The organism is Streptosporangium lutulentum (assembly GCF_030811455.1).
GTDB lineage: Bacteria > Actinomycetota > Actinomycetes > Streptosporangiales > Streptosporangiaceae > Streptosporangium > Streptosporangium lutulentum.
On record NZ_JAUSQU010000001.1, the window covers coordinates 8,758,288 to 8,776,274 of the forward strand.

The following is a 17,987-nucleotide window of genomic DNA, read 5'->3' on the forward strand; positions in this document are numbered from 1 at the left end:
TAGGCTTGGCCAGGGAGGTGGGACCTGTGTCCGATCGGTGGGAAGGTCGCGTGGACGAGGAATCCGGGCCGTTGCACGCGACCCTCGGTCACCTGCTGCGCAGGGTCTTCACCGGCATCACGGCCGAGGCCGTGCAAGAGGGGGCGCAGTCCCGTGACTTCGTGGTGCTCGACATGCTGGCCGACGAGGACGCGCCCTCACAGCAGGACCTCGCGCACCGCCTCGGGATCAACCGGACGATCATGGTCAAGCTGCTCGACCGGCTCCAGCGGATCGGCTACGTCACCCGGACCCGCAACCCGGCCAACCGCCGCACCTACGTCCTGTCGGTGACCGACGAGGGCCGCGCCGCCCTGAAGGACATGCGCCAGGCCGCCGCCGACCGCGACGCCCGGCTCACCGCCCCGCTGACCCCTCCGGAACGGCATCGCCTCAACGAGCTGCTCGGCAGGCTGGTCGCCCACGACGAGCGATCCACCATCCCGAGCACCGAACACCTCATCGCCCAGGCTCACTACCGCCTGCGCCGGCTCGGTGACCACCGGCTGGAGGACTACGGCCTGCGCACCCGGCACTTCGGCCTGCTGCCCGCCCTGGAGCGGCTCGGTCCCTGCCCCCAGCAGCGACTCGCCCGGTACCTGCACCTCACCGAACCGGCCACCGCGTCGCTGATCGAGGAACTTGTCCAGGCCGGGATCGTGGTCCGCGGCCAGGACCCGCACGACCGGCGCCGCTACGCCCTGGAACTCACCGACCTCGGGCGCGCCCGCATCCCCGCGGTCCGCGACGCGATGCGCGGCGTCGAGCACGACATCGAGGAGATCCTCGGCCCCGACGGCACCCGGGACCTCCGCACCCTGCTCACCGCGCTCCTGCCGTAGGCCGGGCGGATGCCGGCTGTCCGGATACTCGCTCAGGCGGGGACGGGCTCATGGTCGGGATCGTCGAAGGGGGGATAGCTCTCGCCGGCCATGCGATCGGCCGCGTCGATGTAGCCGGCAAGAGCGTCGCGGGACTGAGCGAGCCGGTCCATCTGCTCGTCCAGTCGCCGCAGCCGTAATCGCATCGCGGCCAGCAACTCGGGACACCCGAGCAGCTCCGGGGCCTCTCCGACCGCGCAGGGCAGCAGATACGCGATGTCCTCAGAGGACAGGCCGGCACCGAGCAGGTGCCGGATCTGCTTCACCCGCAGCACGGCGTTCTCGTCGTACTCGCGGTAGCCGTTCGCGCCGCGGTCTGCCTCCAGCAGGCCCTGGGCCTCGTAGTAGCGCAACTGATGGGCGTTGACGCCCGTCCGGCGACTCAGTTCTCCGATCAGCATCGCAACCTCACTTGACCTTCACACCGGTATCAACGTTGACGATGTTGCCATGACCAACAAAACCGATACACCCGTGACGGTCATCGGACTCGGACTGATGGGCCAGGCACTCGCCGGCGCGTTCCTGAAAGCCGGGCATCCCACAACCGTGTGGAACCGCACCACCTCCAAGGCCGACCGGCTGGTGGCCGAGGGTGCACGACCGGCGCCAACGGTCGGCGACGCGCTCAGGGCGGGTTCCCTGACGATCATCTGCGTCACCGACTACCAGGCCGTGCACGAGCTGCTCGGCGCGAGCGATATCGAGCTGGACGGCACGACGCTGGTCAATCTGACCTCGGGTGACTCGGCCCAGGCCCGGGAAGCCGCCCGGTGGGCCGAGCGGCGCGGCGCCCGTTACCTGGACGGCGCCGTCATGGCCGTCCCGCCGGCGATCGGGACCGCCGAGGCGGTGATTCTGCACAGCGGGCCGCGGCCGGACTTCGAGGCGCACCGGTCAACGCTCGACGCGCTCGGCACCGTCACCTACCTTGGCGCGGACCATGGGCTGGCGTCCCTGTACGACGTGGCCGGCCTGGCCATGATGTGGAGCGTTCTGAACGCCTGGCTGCAGGGCACCGCCCTGCTCAGGACCGCCGGTGTCGACGCCGCCACGTACGCGCCGTTCGCGCGGCAGATCGCCGCCGGGGTGGCCGAGTGGCTGCCCGGCTATGCCGAGCAGATCGACAGCGGCTCCTTTCCGGCCGAGGTGTCGGCCCTGGAGACCGACGCGCGGGCGATGGCACACCTGATCAACGAGAGCGAGGCGGTGGGCGTCAACGCCGAACTACCGAGGTTGATCAAGGCGATGGCCGACCGCTCGATCGCCGCCGGACACGGTGGGGAGCAGTATCCCGTGCTGATCGAAGAGTTCGGCAAACCTCGCAACGACTGACGCGTCGACCCGCCGCGGCGGAACACGGCTGTGCCGTGTTCCGCCGTGGCGGAGAGCGTCGCACCAAAAACCGGACCTACTGCACCGACCACACCAGGACGAATGAGAAATCCTGTTTCGTCCTGCGGTTCAGCGGGATATCGATCTTCACTCTGTGAGTGATCTCCTTACGACTGATGCCCAGTCCATGAGCGATGAGCCGTTCGGGACGGACCGGCACGGGATCGTCGAAGGTGACCGTGATCTGAAGGGGCCACGGATCCTCGGGAACGGGAGGTGCGTGGAGTTCCCAGCACCCGTCCCAGGCGAGCGCGAACCGGTTGCGCCGGGCGATCAACGGGTCGAGAAGGGTGTCCACGACGAGGGAAGGAGAGTTGGCCGAGTACCCGGCCAGAAGGCCGGCGGGCAGCGAGCGGACCGGGACGCGATCGTGGACGGTGAGCTTGCCGGTCCGGTCACAGGAAACGCAGTTGACCAGGAGCCAGACATCGAGAAGTTTGCCGTTGGCGTTGACGCGGAACCTGCCGTCGCCGACGGTGGCGTGGCCGGAAGGGCAGACCACGCACTGGAGGGCGAGCAGGGGCAGGCGGGTGCGCCGTACGGCCCAGGGCAGCACGGTATGAGGATGTGAATACATGATCTCTCTGAAGACCTGACGAAGAGCACGGAAAACAGAGCCGACGGCGTCGTCGGCGACCGATGCGCAGGGAAGTGTCAGGTCTAAAGAGCAGGGGGCGTCATGCGCGCGAAGTCCTCACGTTGGGGTGAGAATCCACGCTAGGCGATCACCATCCACGGGATCCATCCGTTTTCGCGACCGCCGTCAGCGGGAGGGTTCGGAGAGCCCGTGTCGGGTGCCCCCCGCCCCCATCGCTTTCGCTGATAATGGGCCGATGTCAGGGTGGGAAGCATCCAAGCGTCGGATGTACGACGTGTTCGGACACGTTCCAAGGCCAGAGCGCATGGACGGCTGTCCGCACTGCGTCGAGCCGGACGAGGAACGGTGCCTTCTGGCCGGCCCGGTGGAATCGGTGCGGGCCGAGGCGCTGGCTCGTTACGCCGCCAAAGCCCTCACCACCTGGGGCGGCGTCGCCGAGCTGCGCTACTTCCTGCCGCGCCTGCTCGAATGCGCGGCAACGGACGCCTTCGGCTATCCCGATCCCGAAATCGTCCTCGGCAAACTCGCCGCTGCCGACTGGCTGGCCTGGCCGGTTGACGAGCGTGATGCCGTGACGGAGTTTCTGCGTGATTGGTGGCAGGAGACGCTGCTCCACTATCCGGCTCATCCCCCGCCCGACACCGTGCTGTGCGCCTTGGCCTCCACCGGCATGGATCTGACGCCCTGTCTCACCGCCTGGGGCAGGCTCGACACCGACGCCACGATCACCCACCTGTACGACTTCGTCCTGACCGGCATGTCGGACCGGCGTCTGACCAACGCCTTCTGGAACCGTGGCGATCCCGCCTACCGGCAGGTCCTCGCCTGGCTCACCGGCGGGCCGGCCGCCGCCGCCGTCGAGGCGGCTTTCGCCAGGCAGACGAGCGAGCCCATGCTCGAACTGCTCGCCGCCGTCCAACCGGCTCTGCTGCCGCCGGACCGAAGGTGACGGGATCCCGGCTGATCACTGCGATCGGGCGGGATCTCGTCGTTTTGAGAGTTTTCGAATCGGGTTCGTTCATGAGCTGGGCCGGAACACAGCTATGTCACTTTTGCGGAAAATATCTTGATGAAGTAGCGTGACCCTCGTGACTGCCGGGTCGGCCTTGGGCCACGCACCAGAGAGCAGCCCGGCTGACGTTTGATCGCCGGGCGGGCACGCGGTCCGCCGTCTTCTTCTCCATTCAGTACGGCACAACAGTGACCACCAATGGAGAAGAATGCATTTCGACAAGCAGATCATCGACGAGTTCCGCGCCAACAACGGCCACGTCGGTGGCCGTTTCGAGGGAGCGAGACCGCTCCTGCTCACGACTACGGGCGCCCGCTCGGGCGAGCCGCGCACGACCCCGCTCGCCTACCTGCCCGACGGCGCCGAGGGCATGCTGGTCGTCGCCTTCGCCGGGGGAGCACCGGACACCCGGGCCTGGTATGACGACCTGAGGGCCGACCCCCGCGCCACCGTGGAGACCGGCGTCCTCATCTTCGACGTCGCGGCGGAGGTCCTGGATGGCGCCGAGCGTGACGCGGCGTTCGCCCGCGCGGTGGAAGACGACCCCGGCTGGGCCGACCGTCAGGCCGAGACGATGCGCACCATCCCGGTCGTCGCACTTCGCGTGACCGGTCCGCCCCGGGACAGCGCGCCGTCGGGCGGTGCGTACCTCAAGCTGGTGCACGACGGCTTCCGCCGCGAACTCGCGCTGATCCGCAAGGAGCTGTCCGATTCAGGACGGCCAGGCCTGGGCGTGCAGCTGAGGATCAACTGCCTGACCGTCTGCCAGGGGCTGCACCATCACCACACGGGCGAGGACACCATGATGTTCCCCGGCCTGGCCGAACGGCATCCCTCACTCGCTCCGGCCTTGGAACGGCTGGCCAAGGAACACGAGCGCATCACCGTACTCCTGGAAGAGCTGAAACAGGCCCTTTCCGGTGAGGATCCGCTGAAGGTACGGGCCGAGGTCGAGCGGCTCGTCGACGAGCTCGAAGCGCATCTGACGTATGAGGAGGAGCAACTGATTCCGATTCTCGACCTCGCCTGACGTCCGAGGAATCGGGAACGATCCCAAACCGGCCGGGAATCGATCCTCTTCGCCCCTCCGAACACACAGCTCAGCCGTACTCGAGGACACCCCACCAGGTCAGAGGCCGTTTCCGGGTGATCGGGAACAGCCTCTCGCGTTGCCGGACGACCAGCCTCGCCACTGAGGGTCGCGTCCTGAGCTCGCCGTCACGGCGGCGCCGCGGATGCCCGTACGAGCGGGCAGGGCCGGTGTGGCGGGTGCCCGTACGAGGAGGAAGGGCCGGTGCGGCGGGACCGTGATCAGTGGCCGGAGAACGGTGTGAAAGCAAAACGCCCCATCGGTTGAGTAAGGGGTGTGACTGCCAATATGACGGCTCCGGATCTCACCGATCCAGCAGAGGGGATCAGCGATGCGGCTCTGCTGGAGCTGTCGCGCCGAAGACCCGAGCGGTTCGGGGACATCTATGACCGGTATGTGAGCGAGATCCATGCGTACCTGGGACGGCGGCTCGGCCGGGAGGCCGCCGACGATCTCACCGCGGAGGTTTTCCTCGCCGCGTTCAGGAAGCGCGAGACATTCGATCCCGAGCGCGGCGAGGTCCGTCCCTGGCTGTACGGCTTCGCCACCAACCTGATCTCGCTGTACCGGCGTACCGAGACCAGGCGGCTGGCCGCTCTGCGGCGCAGCGCCACCACGCACGACGGCGCGGAGCACGGCCACGAGGAAGGCGTGGTCACCCGCATCGACGCCGCGAGCGCACAGGGGCGGCTCGCGGCCGAACTGCACGCCCTGCCCGACGGCGACAGGGACGTGCTGATGCTGAGCGCGCTGGGCGAGCTGAGTCATGCGGAGGTGGCCAAGGCGCTGGACATCCCGTACGGCACCGTCGGATCCCGCCTGTCGCGGGTGCGCAAGAAGCTTCGTGCTGCCCTGGGCGGCGTCAACCCCTTGCTTGGAGGCTCTGATGGATGACTATCGGGCGGTGCGCGAGCTGCTGCCCGCGCCACCGCTGTCGTCCGAGGTCGAGCGGGCCGGGCGCGAGCGGCTGAACGCCGCGTTCGCCCGGGAACGGGTACGGCGGGGTCGCAGGACCGCCAGGTGGAGCGCGCTGGGGCTCGGCCTTGCGGGGGCCGCCGTCGCGGCGACCATCGTGATCGCGCCGACGACGCCCCCGACGGCGCCGGCGACCTCCGGCATCGTCGCCCAGGCGGACGGCAAGCGGTTCCTGCTGATCGCGGCGGCCTCGGTGGCTTCCATGCCCGACGAGGGCGCGTGGTGGGGCAGCACGGAGGTTCGCGGCTCGCAGTTCCACGAGCCCGGCGGCCGATACGTCCTGCGCGAGAGCGAGTCGATCGAGACCTGGATCCCCGCGAATCCCGAAGGACTCACCTGGTACCGCCAGACCCCTCAGGGAACCGGGCCCGCGACGCCCCAGGACGAGGCGGCCTGGCGCGCCGACGGCTCGCCGACGTCATGGACGTATGACAAGCCATCGGAAAAGGGACACGTCGGTGTCGTACAGGCGGAGCCTGACGAGCAGCGGACCTGGTCGACCGAGGACTGGGACTTCCGCATCCTCACGGCGGGCAAGCCGCTGACCAAGACGAGCGAGGTACCCGACACCCCCGAGGGGCTCAAGGCGCTCATCGACGCCGACGACGGCACGACCATCGACACCGCGGCGCGGCTGCTGTTCTTCGCGCCGGTGACGAGCGAGACCAGGGCCGCCGCGTACCGGTTGCTCGCCTCGATGCCCGAGGTCGCCGCCGTCGGGCAGGTGACCGACGCGCTGGGCCGTGCCGGGCAGGCGATCGAGTACAAGTCCGGGGAGTTCACCCCGCCGAACTACACGGGGGCGACCAGGACCCGGCTGGTGATCGACCCCGCCTCCGGCAGACCGCTTTCCATCGAGACCCGTTCCGTCGCGGACGGCCTGCTCCTGACGTACACCGCGATCCAGGACAGCCGCTGGGCGGACGACAACCCGCTGAAGGAGAAGAAATGAGATTCACCCTTGCCATCGCCGCTGGGCTGATCTTCGCTGGTACGACCGTCGTTCCCGCGTCCGCCGACGCGCCGGAGGGGGCGTACTGGAGGGTCGAGACGACCTTCACCACGACCCATCCCCACGCGGTCGGCAGCGGCTACCACCTGACCGAGCGCGAGGTCAGCACCGAGTGGCTGTCGCCCCAGGGCAAGAGCTGGAGCGGCTTCCGGGAGCTGGGCGCCAAGCCCGCGACCAAGAAGGACGAGGCGGCCTGGCGCGCCGACGGTTCGCCGACCGAGTGGGACTACCGCACGGAGGGCATGAAGATCCACCTGTCCACCAAACCGGGCAAGGGCTCCATCGCGGCGGACAAGGGAACGCCTGACGGGTTCCGCCTGGGCGAGAGATACATGACCTACCAGCAGCTCCAGTCGCTGCCCACGGACGCCGAAGCGCTCAGGAAGTATCTCGTCGCGGACGTCAACGCCTGGATCGACAAGGCCGTGGAGGATGCCAAGACCACCAGCCCGAATTCCAAGAAGGACGACTGGCTGTCCAACCTCGACCGTTACGTGGCCGAGCAGGCGAGCGAGCTGCTGTATGTGAACCCGGTGCCTGACAAGGTCAGGGCCGCCGCCTACCAGGTGCTGAAGACGACCAAGGGCGTCAGCGACCTCGGTCAGGCCAAGGATCCGCTGGGCCGCTCCGGCCGGAAGCTGGCCATGCCCGTCCCCTCCGGAGGAGGCTCGGTGCTCAAGCAGCAGTTCCTGGTGGACACCAAGGCCATGACGATGCTGGCCGAATACACCGACCTGAAGGCCGGTGGAAAGGCGGTGCTCGGCAAGTCCGGCGTGACGACGTTCAGGGCCGGTTGGACGAACGACAAGCCCGCCGTTCCGAGCGCGAGCTGACCTTTCGCCGCGGGCCTGACACCGGCGTCACGGTGCCCGCCGCCGAGGCCGCCACCGGCATCGCGGCCCCATCGTTGAGTCTGGCTAAATGTCCCTTCGCCGATCGCACGTTGATCCGGGTCGTTGCCACGCGGGATCGTTTACTTCCAGAAATGTAACGGGAGGCATCGCACGCCGACGATGTGGATCGCCGGCAGCGGTGAGTCACCGGAACAGGACCGGCCGGCGGCCCCGCTCATACAAAACCGTACGGGTGGGAGGCCGCGGCCCGACAGCCCACGATGAACGGAGACATACATGTCGTTCCAGGCGTACTTGGACAACATCGAGGACAAGACCGGCCTCACCCCGCGTGAGTTCATCGCGCTGGCGAAGGAACGCGGGTTCGACGACCCGTCCACGAAAGCGGGTGCGATCGTTGACTGGCTGAAGCAGGACCACGGCCTCGGGCGCGGGCACGCGATGGCGCTGGTGCATGTGATCAAGAACGGGCCGAAGATCGATGCCAAGCACGTCGGTGGCTCCGGTTCCCACCGCGACGAGTCCGACACGCTCTGGCTGGACGGAAAGAACAACCGGCCCTGACGCGGACGCCGGCCGCCGTGACCGGAGACGGTCGACCGTACGGATGCGGACGTCGCGCGGGACCCGCGTCGTCCGAGATCCCAGGTCAGGATGTTCCTCTCTGCGGCCAGGCGGCCCGCTGCAGGCGGGCGGTCAGTGTGCGAAGGTGCTCCACCAGTTCGGGCGGCTCGCGGACGTCGAACTCGAAGCCGAACGCGGCCACCCACACCGCGAGATGGTCGAGGCTGTCCGAACCGATGCGCAGGGTGCAGGTGTGGTCGTCGACGGGTTCCACCACGCCGAGCGTGGGCGGCACCTCCTCGGCCACCTCCGCGGCCGAGCCGTACATGGTGAGCACCGCCCGGTAGCGGTGGCCGCTCGCGGTCGTCCCCATGGCGAAGTGGTCGACCAGGTCCTCGGCGGGCAGTGGCCTCGGGCCGAACCGGGGGCCGCTGGGGACGCGCAACGACAACCTGTCGGCCCGGAACCTCCGCCAGTCCGACGCGCCGGGGTCCCAGGCGAAGAGGTACCAGCGCCGTCCGTTCTGGACCAGCTGGTACGGCTCCACGTCCCGTACGCTCGCGGAGCCGTCATACGAGACGTAGTCGAAGCGCAGTCGTTCGTGGTCGCGCACCGCCGAGGCGATCGCGATCAGCGTCGACGGATCGACCGTCGAACCGGGCATCGGCATGATCACCATGGCCGAGCCGAGCGTTTCGACCTGGTAGCGCAGCCGTGAGGGCAGCACCTGCTCCAGCTTGGCCAGAGCCCGCACCGAGGTCTCGGCGATGTCCGTGATCGCGCCGCCTGCCGCCGTGCGCAACCCGACCGCCACCGCGACCGCCTCCTCGTCGTCGAGCAGCAAGGGGGGCAGTGAGGCGCCGGCGCCCAGCTGGTAGCCGCCGCCGACGCCGCCGATCGCGTTGATCGGATACCCCAGGGCCCGCAGTTTGTCGACATCGCGGCGGACGGTCCGGGGACTCACGTCGAGACGTTCGGCCAGTTCCGGCCCCGACCAGTCGCGGTGGATCTGGAGCAGTGCGAGCAGCCGGAGCAGCCGGGCCGAGGTTTCCAACACACGATGATGCTGGCACCGATCGCGGTCAGTTTCCGACCGCGATCGCCGCCGGCCTCAGGTGAGATCTCCGGATGTCGCCGGCCTCACGTGAGGTTCTCGAAGAACCGCCGCACGTCCATGGCGAACGCCTCGGGCTCTTCCATGGCGAAGAAATGCCCGCCGTCGTCCTTCTGCGACCAGTGCACGATGGTGTGGTCGCGTTCCGCGTAGGGCCGGATGCCGTACTCGTGTGACCCGGCGAGCAGCACGCCCGTGGGCACGGTGCCGCGTGGCTTGGGCACCCACGCCATCGGGTCGTTCATCTGCTCGTAGTAGATCTGGGCCGAGGAGCCCGCGGTGCCCGTCAGCCAGTAGATGCTGACGTTGGTCAGGAACCGGTCCCGGTCGACGGGGGCGCCGGCCCACCGGTGGAAGATCTCGGCGATCCAGGCCAACTGCCCGGCAGGGGAGTCGGTCAGGCCGAACGCGAGCGTCTGCGGCGATCGCGACTGGACGGCGACGTAGCCGGCGGTGGCCTCCTCCAGCTCCGCCGAGCGCTGACGCTCCGTCTCGGACAGCCGCGCGTCCTCTTCCTCGTCCCCCGCCGGGAAGGACAGGATGCCGTTGAGGTGGATGCCGACGACGCGCTCGGGAGCGAGGTGGCCCATCTCCGGGGCGACGAACGCTCCGGTGTCGCCGCCCTGAACCCCGTATCTCTCGTAGCCGAGCACCGCCATGAGCTCGACGAACGCCCCGGCCATGCGGGTGGCCGTCCAGCCGGGTTCGGCCAGCGGGGTCGAGAACGCGAACCCGGGGAGCGACGGGATCACCAGGTGGAACTCCTTGGTCAACGGCTCGATCACGTCGAGGAACTCGACGAACGAGCCGGGCCAGCCGTGCAGGAGCAGCAGTGGCAGCGCGCCGGGATCGTCCGAGCGGATGTGGGCGAAGTGGATGGTCTGCCCGTCGATGACGGTGGTGAACTGCGGCAGCTCGTTCAGCCGGCGCTCCTGCGCCCGCCAGTCGAAGCCCGTGAGCCAGTGCTCGACCAGTTCCCTGGCGTGGGCCACCGGAGTGCCCCGGCTCCAGTCGTCGCCGGGCAGTTCCCCGGGCCAGCGCGTCTGGACCAGACGGTCCCGCAGGGCGTCGAGTTCGGCCTCCGGGATGTCGATGTGGAAGGGGACGACGGATGCGTTCTGTGTCATGGCCGCGACCGTAGGGTCGATCGCGGTCAGGTAGCGTCCGCCGGCGTGGGTGTCGCCGGGCGCCATGCCCCGAAAAGCCCCGGTTGTCGAAAGCCGAAAACGCCCCCTAAGATCCGCTACCAATGTCCGGAGCACCATCGAACCGCCGATCCAAGGACCGCACGTGACGATGCTCAGCAGGCGAAGGCTTCTCCAGGCGGGTACCGCGATGGTCCCCGCGGTCGTGCTGGGCGCGCCGCCCGCGCGGGCGAGCGGAGCCCCGGCGGTGGAGGTGTCCGGGGTCGTGCCCGCCGCGCTCGCCGGGTTCGACCGGGTCCTGAAGACCTACATCACCGAGCGCGACATCTCCTGCGCCCAGCTCGCCATCGCCAAGAACGGCAAGCTCGTCCTGGCGCGTGGTTACCGGTACTCCAGTGACGGCCGGACCGTCCCCGCGGTGTCGCCCACCTCGCTTTTCCGGGTCGCGAGCCTGAGCAAGCACATCACCGCCACCGCCGTCATGCGCCTGGTCCAGGACGGCAAGCTCACCCTGGGCGCCTCGGTGGCGAGCCTGCTCGGCCTGTCCACCGCCGCGGATCCCCGGCTGGCCGATGTCACGGTGTTGCGGCTGCTGCAGCACACCGGAGGCTGGGACCTCGCCCTCTCGCAGGACTACCTGTATCTGGACCACGTGATCGCGGGCAAGCTCGGCGTACCGCTGCCGATCACCCAGGACCACATCATCAAGTACGCGAGCGGCCGGCCGCTCGACTTCGCCCCCGGCAGCCGGTACGCCTACAGCAACTACGGCTACATGCTGCTCGGCCGGATCGTCGAGAAGGTCTCCGGCCAGAGCTACGAGTCCTATGTGAAGCAGAAGCTGCTGGCGCCCGTCGGCATCACCCGGCTGCGGCTCGGCCGTACGCTCCGCGCGGAGGCCGCGCCCGGCGAGGTGTTCTACGAGTCGCGCTTCACCGGTAAGACCGTCACGAACCCCACGAACGCCGTGGTGCCCACCCCGTACGGCGGCTTCAGCATGACCAACCGCGCCCCCGGCGGTGGCTGGCTGGCCTCCGCGGCGGACCTGGTCAGGTTCGCGAGGATCTTCGACGCGGCCGGTCCGGTGCTCAACGCGACCTCCATCGGCAGGATGTTCGCCAAGCCGGAGATCGGCGTCACCGCGAGCGGTTCGTGGTACGGCGCGGGCTGGTGGGTGCGCCAGGTGACCGGGCACCTCAACACCTGGCACGACGGCTCACTGCCCGGCACCTACACCTATCTGGCCCGGCTGCAGAACGGCTTCACCTACGCCGCGCTGTTCAACCGCCGGGAGGAGAGCGGCAGCCTCGACTTCGACGTGCTGAGCCCGCGGATCAACGCCGAGATCGGCAAGGTCACCGCCTGGCCCACCACCGACCTCGGTCCCCGTTACTTCTGAGCGCCTCCCCCTCCTGGCCCGGACGGCGCGCCGGGCGAGCCGTCGGCAGGAGGTCACATGGAGGCGGGGCGGTTCAGGTGTCAGGGGCGAGGCCGGTGGGGAGGCGGGGGTTCAGGCCCGCTCGTCGGTGCCGGGCACCTTGGCGGTGCTGATGGCGATCCGGTTCCAGGTGTTGATGGTGAAGATCAGGGCCAGCAGACGGGCCAGTTCCTGCTCGTCGAAGTGCCGGGCCGCCCGCCGGTAGACCTCGTCCGGCACGCCGTCCCGGGAGATGAGGGTCACGGCCTCGGTCAAAGCCAGTGCCGCCTGCTCCTTGTCGGTGAAGAAACGCGAGGCGTCCCGCCAGACGGCGACCATGTGCAGCCGCTCCTCGCTCTCGCCCGCCTTGCGGGCGTCGGTGGTGTGCATGTGCAGGCAGTAGGCGCACTTGTTGAGCTGCGAGGAGCGGATCTGCACCAGCTCCACCAGGGCCGGGTCCAGGCCCTCACGGGCGGCGGCGTCGAAGCCGATCAAAGCCTTGAAGACCTTCGGAGCGGCCTTGGCGAAGTTGACCCGAGATGCGTTGTCGGGTCGCCCAGCGTTCCCGGACGCAGAGCCCGTACGCGTGCCGGTGAAGGCTCCGGAGGGCCCGTCCGATCCCGAGCACAACCTGCGCCAGGGCCAGCCGGACGCCGCGTCCTTTCCCCGCGCCGCCTGGCTCGCCTCCGCCCGCCGCGCGCTGAACACCGCTCCGAACGAGGCGTTCGGGCCCGGCGATCCACGGGGCCGGCCCGAACTGCGCCGCGCCCTGGCCGACTATCTGGCGCGGGTGCGCGGGGTGCGCACCGACCCCGGCCACATCGTCGTCTGCTCGGGCTTCGCTCACGCCCTGCGGCTGCTGTTCGGCGGCAGGGTGTTGCGCGGCCCGTTGGCCGTGGAGTCCTACGGCCTGGCCTTCCACCGGTCCATCCTCGCCGCGGCCTCGGTCCGCACGCACCCGTTGACCGTCGACGAACACGGTGCCCGCACGGCGGAACTGCCCGCGGCCAGGGGCGTCCGTACCGTGCTGCTCACCCCCGCGCACCAGTTCCCGAGCGGCGGGCCGCTGCGCCCGGAACGGCGCGCGTCCGTCATCGACTGGGCCCGCACCGGCAACGGCCTGATCCTTGAGGACGACTACGACGGGGAGTTCCGTTACGACCGCCAGCCGGTGGGCGCGGTGCAGGGACTGGACCCCGACCGCGTCCTCTACATCGGCTCGGTCAGCAAGAGCCTGTCACCCGCCGTGCGCCTGGGCTGGATGGTCCTGCCCGGCCACCTCGTGGACGAGGTCCTGAGAGCCAAGGGCGAACGGGAGGCCTGGGCAGGCGTGCTGGACCAGCTCACCCTCGCCGACCTCATCGACACCGGCTCCTACGACCGCCACATCCGCCGGATGCGGCAACGTTACCGCCGGCGCCGCGACCAGCTCGTCACCACGCTCGCCGAACGCGCCCCGCACATCGCTCTCACCGGCATCGCGGCCGGTCTGCACGCGGTCCTGCGCCTTCCCGGCGGCGACGGGGCCGACGATCGTGTGGCGGGGCGATCAGGAGATCGCCCCGCCACATGACCTGCCGTCCGTTGGTTCGGTGAGGGGGGTCAGCCCACGCGACAGGAGACGGAGGGCCAGGTCAGGTTGCCGCCGTGCTGGATCGTGAGGCCGAAGGTGTTCCCGTTGCCGTTGGGCCTCATCGTCATGACGTTGCCACTGCTGTCCCAGCTCGGGGTGCCGTTCCAGGTGGCGATGATCCTCTGCGGGCTGCGCACGGTCAGCGTGACGATCCACGAGTTGCTGCCCGAGACCGCGACCGACAGGTTGAACCGGTCACTCCACTGCTGCCCCTGGGAGATCGTGGCCGTGCAGCTGCCGCCGCCGGGCGGGTTCGTCGGAGGGTTCGTGGGAGGGTTGGTGGGAGGGTTGCCGCCGTCGGTCGGTGCGACGGCCCTGCCGGTCGACGGCGAGATCATGCCGGCGCACAGGTTGCGGCTCCTCAGGTTCGCGGCGATCTGCGGAATCGCGGCGAGCGTCGTCGCGTACTGGTCGTGCATGAGGATGGTCTGACCGTTCTGCAGGGTGCCGGCGGCCTGCACGATCTGGGCGGTGCTCGCGCCGTTCCAGTCCTGGGAGTCGACGTCCCAGATGATCTCGGTGAGGCCGAGCTGCTGTGCGATCGACTTGAGCGTGGCGTTGGTCTCGCCGTACGGCGGGCGGAACAACCTCGGGGCGGTTCCCGTGATCTGCTGGAGCGCCTGCTGGGTCTGCTGGAGTTCCGACTGCATCTGTGCGCTGCTCAGCTGGGTCAGGTGGGGGTGGGACCAGCTGTGGTTGCCGATCCACATGCCGGCGCTCTGCTGGGCTCTGACCAGTGCCGCGTTGTTCTGGGCGTTCTGGCCGGTGTTGAACATGGTGGCCCGCAGCCCGTTCGAGGTGAGCGCGTTCAGCAGGGCGGTGGTGTTGCTGGGGTTGGGTCCGTCGTCGTAGGTCAGGCCGACGTATCCGGCGCCGCAGTTGCCGCCGCCGGGAGGATTCGTGGGCGGATTCGTGGGGGGAGTCGTGGTGCCGCTGTTGAGGGCGGTGAGCACCGCGTCGTAGGCCGGCTTCTTGGCATAGCTGCTGTTGAACAGCAGCGGGGTGCCGCCGCTGCGCCAGGAGTAGTGGTCGGGGATGCCCCACACGGTGATGCCCGTGCAGCGGGAGACCGCCAGGCAGGCGTTGACGACCGAGCGGTAGCTGTTGGCCTGGGCGGTGCCGGAGCCCTCGATGTCGAGCTCGGTGATCTGCACGTCGACGCCGAGGGCGGCGAACTGGGCGAGGTTCTGCTGGTAGTTGCCCGGCACCGGGGACTGGCCGTTGAAGTGCGACTGGAAGCCGACGCAGTCGATCGGCACGCCGCGGGCCTTGAAGTCCTGGACCATGGCGTAGACCGCCCGGGTTTTGGCGGCGTTGGCGTCGTCGGTGTTGTAGTCGTTGTAGCAGAGTTTCGCGCCCGGGTCGGCGGCCCTCGCGGCGCGGAACGCGGCCTCGATCCAGTCGTTGCCGGTGCGCTGCAGGTTGGAGTCGCGCCGGGCGCCGCTGCTGCCGTCGGCGAACGCCTCGTTGACCACGTCCCAGGAGTGGATCTTGCCTCTGTAGTAGGTGGCGACCTGCGTGACGTGGTTGAGCATGGCGCTGCGCAGGGTGGAGCCGGACAGGCTCTGCGCCCAGCCGGGCTGCTGGGAGTGCCAGGCGAGCGCGTGGCCGCGGACCTTCATGCCCTGGCTGATCGCGTGGTTGACGATCCGGTCGGCGTTGGCGTAGTTGAACGTGCCGCGAGACGGTTCGGTGGCGTCCCACTTCATCTCGTTCTCGGGCGTGACGGAGTTGAACTCGCGGTTCAGCACGGTGGCGTACTGCGATTCGCCGAGGTGGTTGGCGGCGACGGCGGCCCCGAAGTAGCGGCCCTTCTCGGCGGCCGATGCGCCCAGGGTGCTGGCGGCGCTGGCCGGAGCGGACAGAGCTACGGCGAAGGCCGCGCTGAGGACGCCGACGGTACCGACGACGAGCGCGGTTCGGAGGACCGAGCGGCCTTTCCGGCGTCCGCCGGGCGTGGCGGCATTGTCGATCATGTCTGTTCCTCCAGTGGAACATCGATCGCGAATGGGGGATGTGTACGGTGCCGCGGCTCGCCGTACATAGGTCGCAGAGTCGCCTTGAACCGGCGGTCTGTCGCTGGGCCACCCGGGTGCAGGTATGGAGAGCTCTATTCGGGACTCATTCTGTGAAGGCTCACGAAATGTGTCAATAGATTTCCGTAATGTTTCGAAGAAATGAATATTTCATTGGTCGGATCTATTGCTACACCTGGAAAGACCTCACCGAAAACTTTCGGAATTTGACGAGGCTGCTTCATGGCGAATGCGACTAATGCCCAGGTGGGCAGGGAGATCGGGCCGATGAATGGAGGGCGCCGGAACGGCGGGGCCCGTGGCCGCGGTCAGTCGCCGGGCGGCCGGGCGGAAAGCGCGAGGCCGCCGCCGGGCGAGGAGGGGCCGGACGGGGCCCGCCCGAAGAGCGGGCCCCGTCCGGGTGGTGGCTCAGAGCTCGCCGCTCTCGATCGCCTGCTTGAGGGCCGCCTGCGTCACCTCATGGGAGGAGACGCCGTTCGCGACGACAAAATCGATCAGTGAGGTGTCCGCGTCGAAGGTGAGGTGTTCGGTGACCTCGGTCTTCCCGCCGGACCGCTTCTCGAAGACGATTTTCTGGTGCGTGACGACGTTGGGCAGCGACCAGGTGTCCGTCTCGTAGAAGAACTTGTCGCGGTTGATGCGCTGCTGCGCGTGCGTCTTGTTGACGACGGTCGCGCCTTCGTACGGGATCTCCTCGATCGCGGTGAAGTTGACGGAGCGGGTGCGGCCCTTGGACCAGTCCTTGTGGGTGACGACCCGCTTCAGGAACGAGTGCATGCCGACGTGGTTGTTGATGTTCGAATATTTCGCGAACACGGCCTCGATGGGGGCGTTGATGGTGATCGAGATGCTGCTCTCGGCCCGGCTCTGCCCCGACCCCGGGTGGGGCGGGGGCGTGGAGTCGTAGAACCTGTAGGTGTCCCACGCGGTCTGCCATTCGAGGGCGAGCTGGGCGTCGCTCTCGGGGGTGTCGGCCTGGGCGGGGCTGGAGAGGGCGGAGAGAACGAACGTCGCGGCGAACAGCTGAATCGCGTGACGTCGAAGAATTTTCTTCACGTATACCTCGAGAAGAGACAGTAGATGCAAATGATCTTCTATCGCATATCGCTGTGATGGAGAACTCTTCGCGCCAAAAAGACGATAAATACATTTTCATTCTCTATGTCGTATTTATGCAATTGTGTCGCTTATTTTGACGTGGGGATCGCGCTGGAGTCATTCGTGGAGGGGAGGGGCGCCCGGAGGGGCCGGTCTCAGGGTTCGGTAGCGGGCGGGAGGCTGGCCGGTGACGCGTTTGAAAGCGTTGCTGAAGGCGCTTTCTGAGGCGTACCCCCACTCGGCGGCCACCGACGCGACCGTGCGCTCACCGGCACGCAACGCCTTGGCCGCCGATCGGATGCGCCAGTGCAGCAGGTAGTCCAGCGGCGGCAGCCCGACGAGGGTCCTGAAACGCAGGGCGAAGCCGGAGCGGGACATGCCCACCTCGGCGGCGAGGTCGGCGACGGTCCAGCGACGGACGGCCTGCTGGTGCATCAGCGTGAGCGCGGCGCCGATCTGCGGGTCGTTCAGCGCCCCCAGCCAGCCCGGGACGTCCTCCTCGCCGGCGAGATGGGCGCGAAGGGCCTGGATGAACAGGATCTGGGTCAGGTGCTCGATCATCACCGCCGACCCGAGAGGTTCGGCCGCGGTCTCGTCGGTCAACATGCGCAGCACCGGGCGGAGGAACTCGGCCCGGGGACTGTCGGCGGGGATGCGCGCGGCCGGGGGCAGGCAGTCGAGCAGCAGCTCCGCGGCCATGTCGTCGAGGGTGATGCTTCCGCCGACGATGACGACCTGTTCCGTGTCCGGGGTGGCGGTGCCGTACCGGACGTTCCTGAAGTCGGGGGCCCGGAGGTAGACGTCGTGGCCGTCCTCCGGTTCGAGGTCCGGGTCGCCGGCGACCTCGTACGGCCGGCCGCCCGTGAGCAGGTAGCAGTCACCCGCCGACAGCCGCAGCGAGGGCTCGCCGTCGACGGTGAGCCAGCAGACGCCGGACACGATCGCGCCGATCTTGATGTGCCGGTAGCTCCGGAAGCGCAGAGCCCAGCGGCCACCGGCTTCGAAGCGTGAGGAGGCGGCCTGGCCGATGTTCAGCAAGGTCAGGACATCGGACACGGGATCCACGGCACCTCCGGACGATCGCGCATACATGGTGGACGCTTTCTTATGGATTGTCCCGATTG

At 68.6% G+C, this 17,987-nt stretch carries 18 protein-coding genes; 10 read left to right on the forward strand and 8 right to left on the reverse strand.

The annotated features are described in order from the left end of the window. Positions 1–50: 50 nt before the first annotated feature. Positions 51–881, forward strand: coding sequence for a MarR family winged helix-turn-helix transcriptional regulator (locus J2853_RS39575; RefSeq protein WP_307566372.1), 831 nt, complete (start codon positions 51–53; stop codon positions 879–881). Positions 882–913: 32 nt separating this feature from the next. Here J2853_RS39575 and J2853_RS39580 read toward each other — a convergent pair whose 3' ends face one another. Further along, entirely contained in the window at positions 914–1,321 is a 408-nt protein-coding gene (locus J2853_RS39580; RefSeq protein ID WP_307566373.1) for a MerR family transcriptional regulator, read from the reverse strand. Positions 1,322–1,370: 49 nt separating this feature from the next. Here J2853_RS39580 and J2853_RS39585 point away from each other — a divergent pair, with 49 nt between their 5' ends. Next, positions 1,371–2,255: an NAD(P)-dependent oxidoreductase gene (locus tag J2853_RS39585; RefSeq protein WP_307566375.1), complete on the forward strand. Its 885-nt coding sequence runs from the start codon at positions 1,371–1,373 to the stop codon at positions 2,253–2,255. Positions 2,256–2,331: 76 nt separating this feature from the next. Here J2853_RS39585 and J2853_RS39590 read toward each other — a convergent pair whose 3' ends face one another. Next, positions 2,332–2,871, reverse strand: a complete 540-nt coding sequence (locus J2853_RS39590) for a DUF1062 domain-containing protein (RefSeq protein ID WP_307566377.1) — start codon at positions 2,869–2,871, stop codon at positions 2,332–2,334. A 277-nt stretch (positions 2,872–3,148) separates the two neighbouring features. Between J2853_RS39590 and J2853_RS39595 the strand changes: the two genes are divergently transcribed. The 6 genes from J2853_RS39595 to J2853_RS39620 all read left to right on the forward strand — a co-directional run bounded on the left by J2853_RS39595 (position 3,149) and on the right by J2853_RS39620 (position 8,420). Further along, a complete protein-coding gene (locus J2853_RS39595; protein WP_307566378.1) occupies positions 3,149–3,862 on the forward strand; it encodes a hypothetical protein in 714 nt (237 codons plus the stop codon). 271 nt (positions 3,863–4,133) lie between these two features. Beyond that, positions 4,134–4,955 carry a nitroreductase/quinone reductase family protein gene (locus tag J2853_RS39600; protein ID WP_307566380.1) on the forward strand — a complete coding sequence of 274 codons (822 nt, stop codon included), beginning with the start codon at positions 4,134–4,136 and terminating at the stop codon, positions 4,953–4,955. Positions 4,956–5,291: 336 nt separating this feature from the next. Further along, positions 5,292–5,909, forward strand: a complete 618-nt coding sequence (locus tag J2853_RS39605; RefSeq protein ID WP_307566382.1) for an RNA polymerase sigma factor — start codon at positions 5,292–5,294, stop codon at positions 5,907–5,909. After that, entirely contained in the window at positions 5,902–6,942 is a 1,041-nt protein-coding gene (locus J2853_RS39610) for a CU044_5270 family protein (RefSeq protein WP_307566384.1), read from the forward strand. Before J2853_RS39605 ends, J2853_RS39610 begins: the two co-directional genes overlap by 8 nt. Continuing rightward, positions 6,939–7,835: a hypothetical protein gene (locus J2853_RS39615; protein WP_307566385.1), complete on the forward strand. Its 897-nt coding sequence runs from the start codon at positions 6,939–6,941 to the stop codon at positions 7,833–7,835. Before J2853_RS39610 ends, J2853_RS39615 begins: the two co-directional genes overlap by 4 nt. A gap of 297 nt (positions 7,836–8,132) precedes the next feature. Continuing rightward, positions 8,133–8,420 carry a DUF4287 domain-containing protein gene (locus J2853_RS39620; RefSeq protein ID WP_307566387.1) on the forward strand — a complete coding sequence of 96 codons (288 nt, stop codon included), beginning with the start codon at positions 8,133–8,135 and terminating at the stop codon, positions 8,418–8,420. A gap of 85 nt (positions 8,421–8,505) precedes the next feature. Here the strand turns inward: J2853_RS39620 and J2853_RS39625 are convergent, their stop codons facing one another. After that, positions 8,506–9,477: a helix-turn-helix transcriptional regulator gene (locus J2853_RS39625; protein WP_307566389.1), complete on the reverse strand. Its 972-nt coding sequence runs from the start codon at positions 9,475–9,477 to the stop codon at positions 8,506–8,508. Between the two features lie 83 nt (positions 9,478–9,560). Then, a complete protein-coding gene (locus J2853_RS39630; protein WP_307566391.1) occupies positions 9,561–10,661 on the reverse strand; it encodes an epoxide hydrolase family protein in 1,101 nt (366 codons plus the stop codon). A 169-nt stretch (positions 10,662–10,830) separates the two neighbouring features. Between J2853_RS39630 and J2853_RS39635 the strand changes: the two genes are divergently transcribed. Then, on the forward strand, positions 10,831–12,078 hold the full coding sequence (locus J2853_RS39635) for a serine hydrolase domain-containing protein (protein ID WP_307568970.1): 1,248 nt from the start codon (positions 10,831–10,833) through the stop codon (positions 12,076–12,078). Positions 12,079–12,189: 111 nt separating this feature from the next. On the opposite strand, the gene J2853_RS39640 is transcribed toward J2853_RS39635, so the two are convergent. Further along, a complete protein-coding gene (locus J2853_RS39640) occupies positions 12,190–12,591 on the reverse strand; it encodes a carboxymuconolactone decarboxylase family protein (RefSeq protein WP_370879487.1) in 402 nt (133 codons plus the stop codon). Positions 12,592–12,682: 91 nt separating this feature from the next. Here J2853_RS39640 and J2853_RS39645 point away from each other — a divergent pair, with 91 nt between their 5' ends. Beyond that, a complete protein-coding gene (locus J2853_RS39645) occupies positions 12,683–13,669 on the forward strand; it encodes an aminotransferase-like domain-containing protein (protein WP_370879488.1) in 987 nt (328 codons plus the stop codon). Positions 13,670–13,698: 29 nt separating this feature from the next. Here J2853_RS39645 and J2853_RS39650 read toward each other — a convergent pair whose 3' ends face one another. From J2853_RS39650 to J2853_RS39660, 3 genes are all read right to left on the reverse strand, one after another. Next, the gene (locus tag J2853_RS39650) at positions 13,699–15,705 is read right to left on the reverse strand and encodes an endo-1,4-beta-xylanase (RefSeq protein WP_307566396.1); all 2,007 of its coding nucleotides are present in this window, start codon (positions 15,703–15,705) and stop codon (positions 13,699–13,701) included. A gap of 468 nt (positions 15,706–16,173) precedes the next feature. Further along, positions 16,174–16,821, reverse strand: a complete 648-nt coding sequence (locus J2853_RS39655; RefSeq protein ID WP_307566398.1) for an SRPBCC family protein — start codon at positions 16,819–16,821, stop codon at positions 16,174–16,176. Between the two features lie 159 nt (positions 16,822–16,980). Further along, positions 16,981–17,919: an AraC family transcriptional regulator gene (locus J2853_RS39660; protein ID WP_307566399.1), complete on the reverse strand. Its 939-nt coding sequence runs from the start codon at positions 17,917–17,919 to the stop codon at positions 16,981–16,983. Positions 17,920–17,987 lie beyond the last annotated feature (68 nt).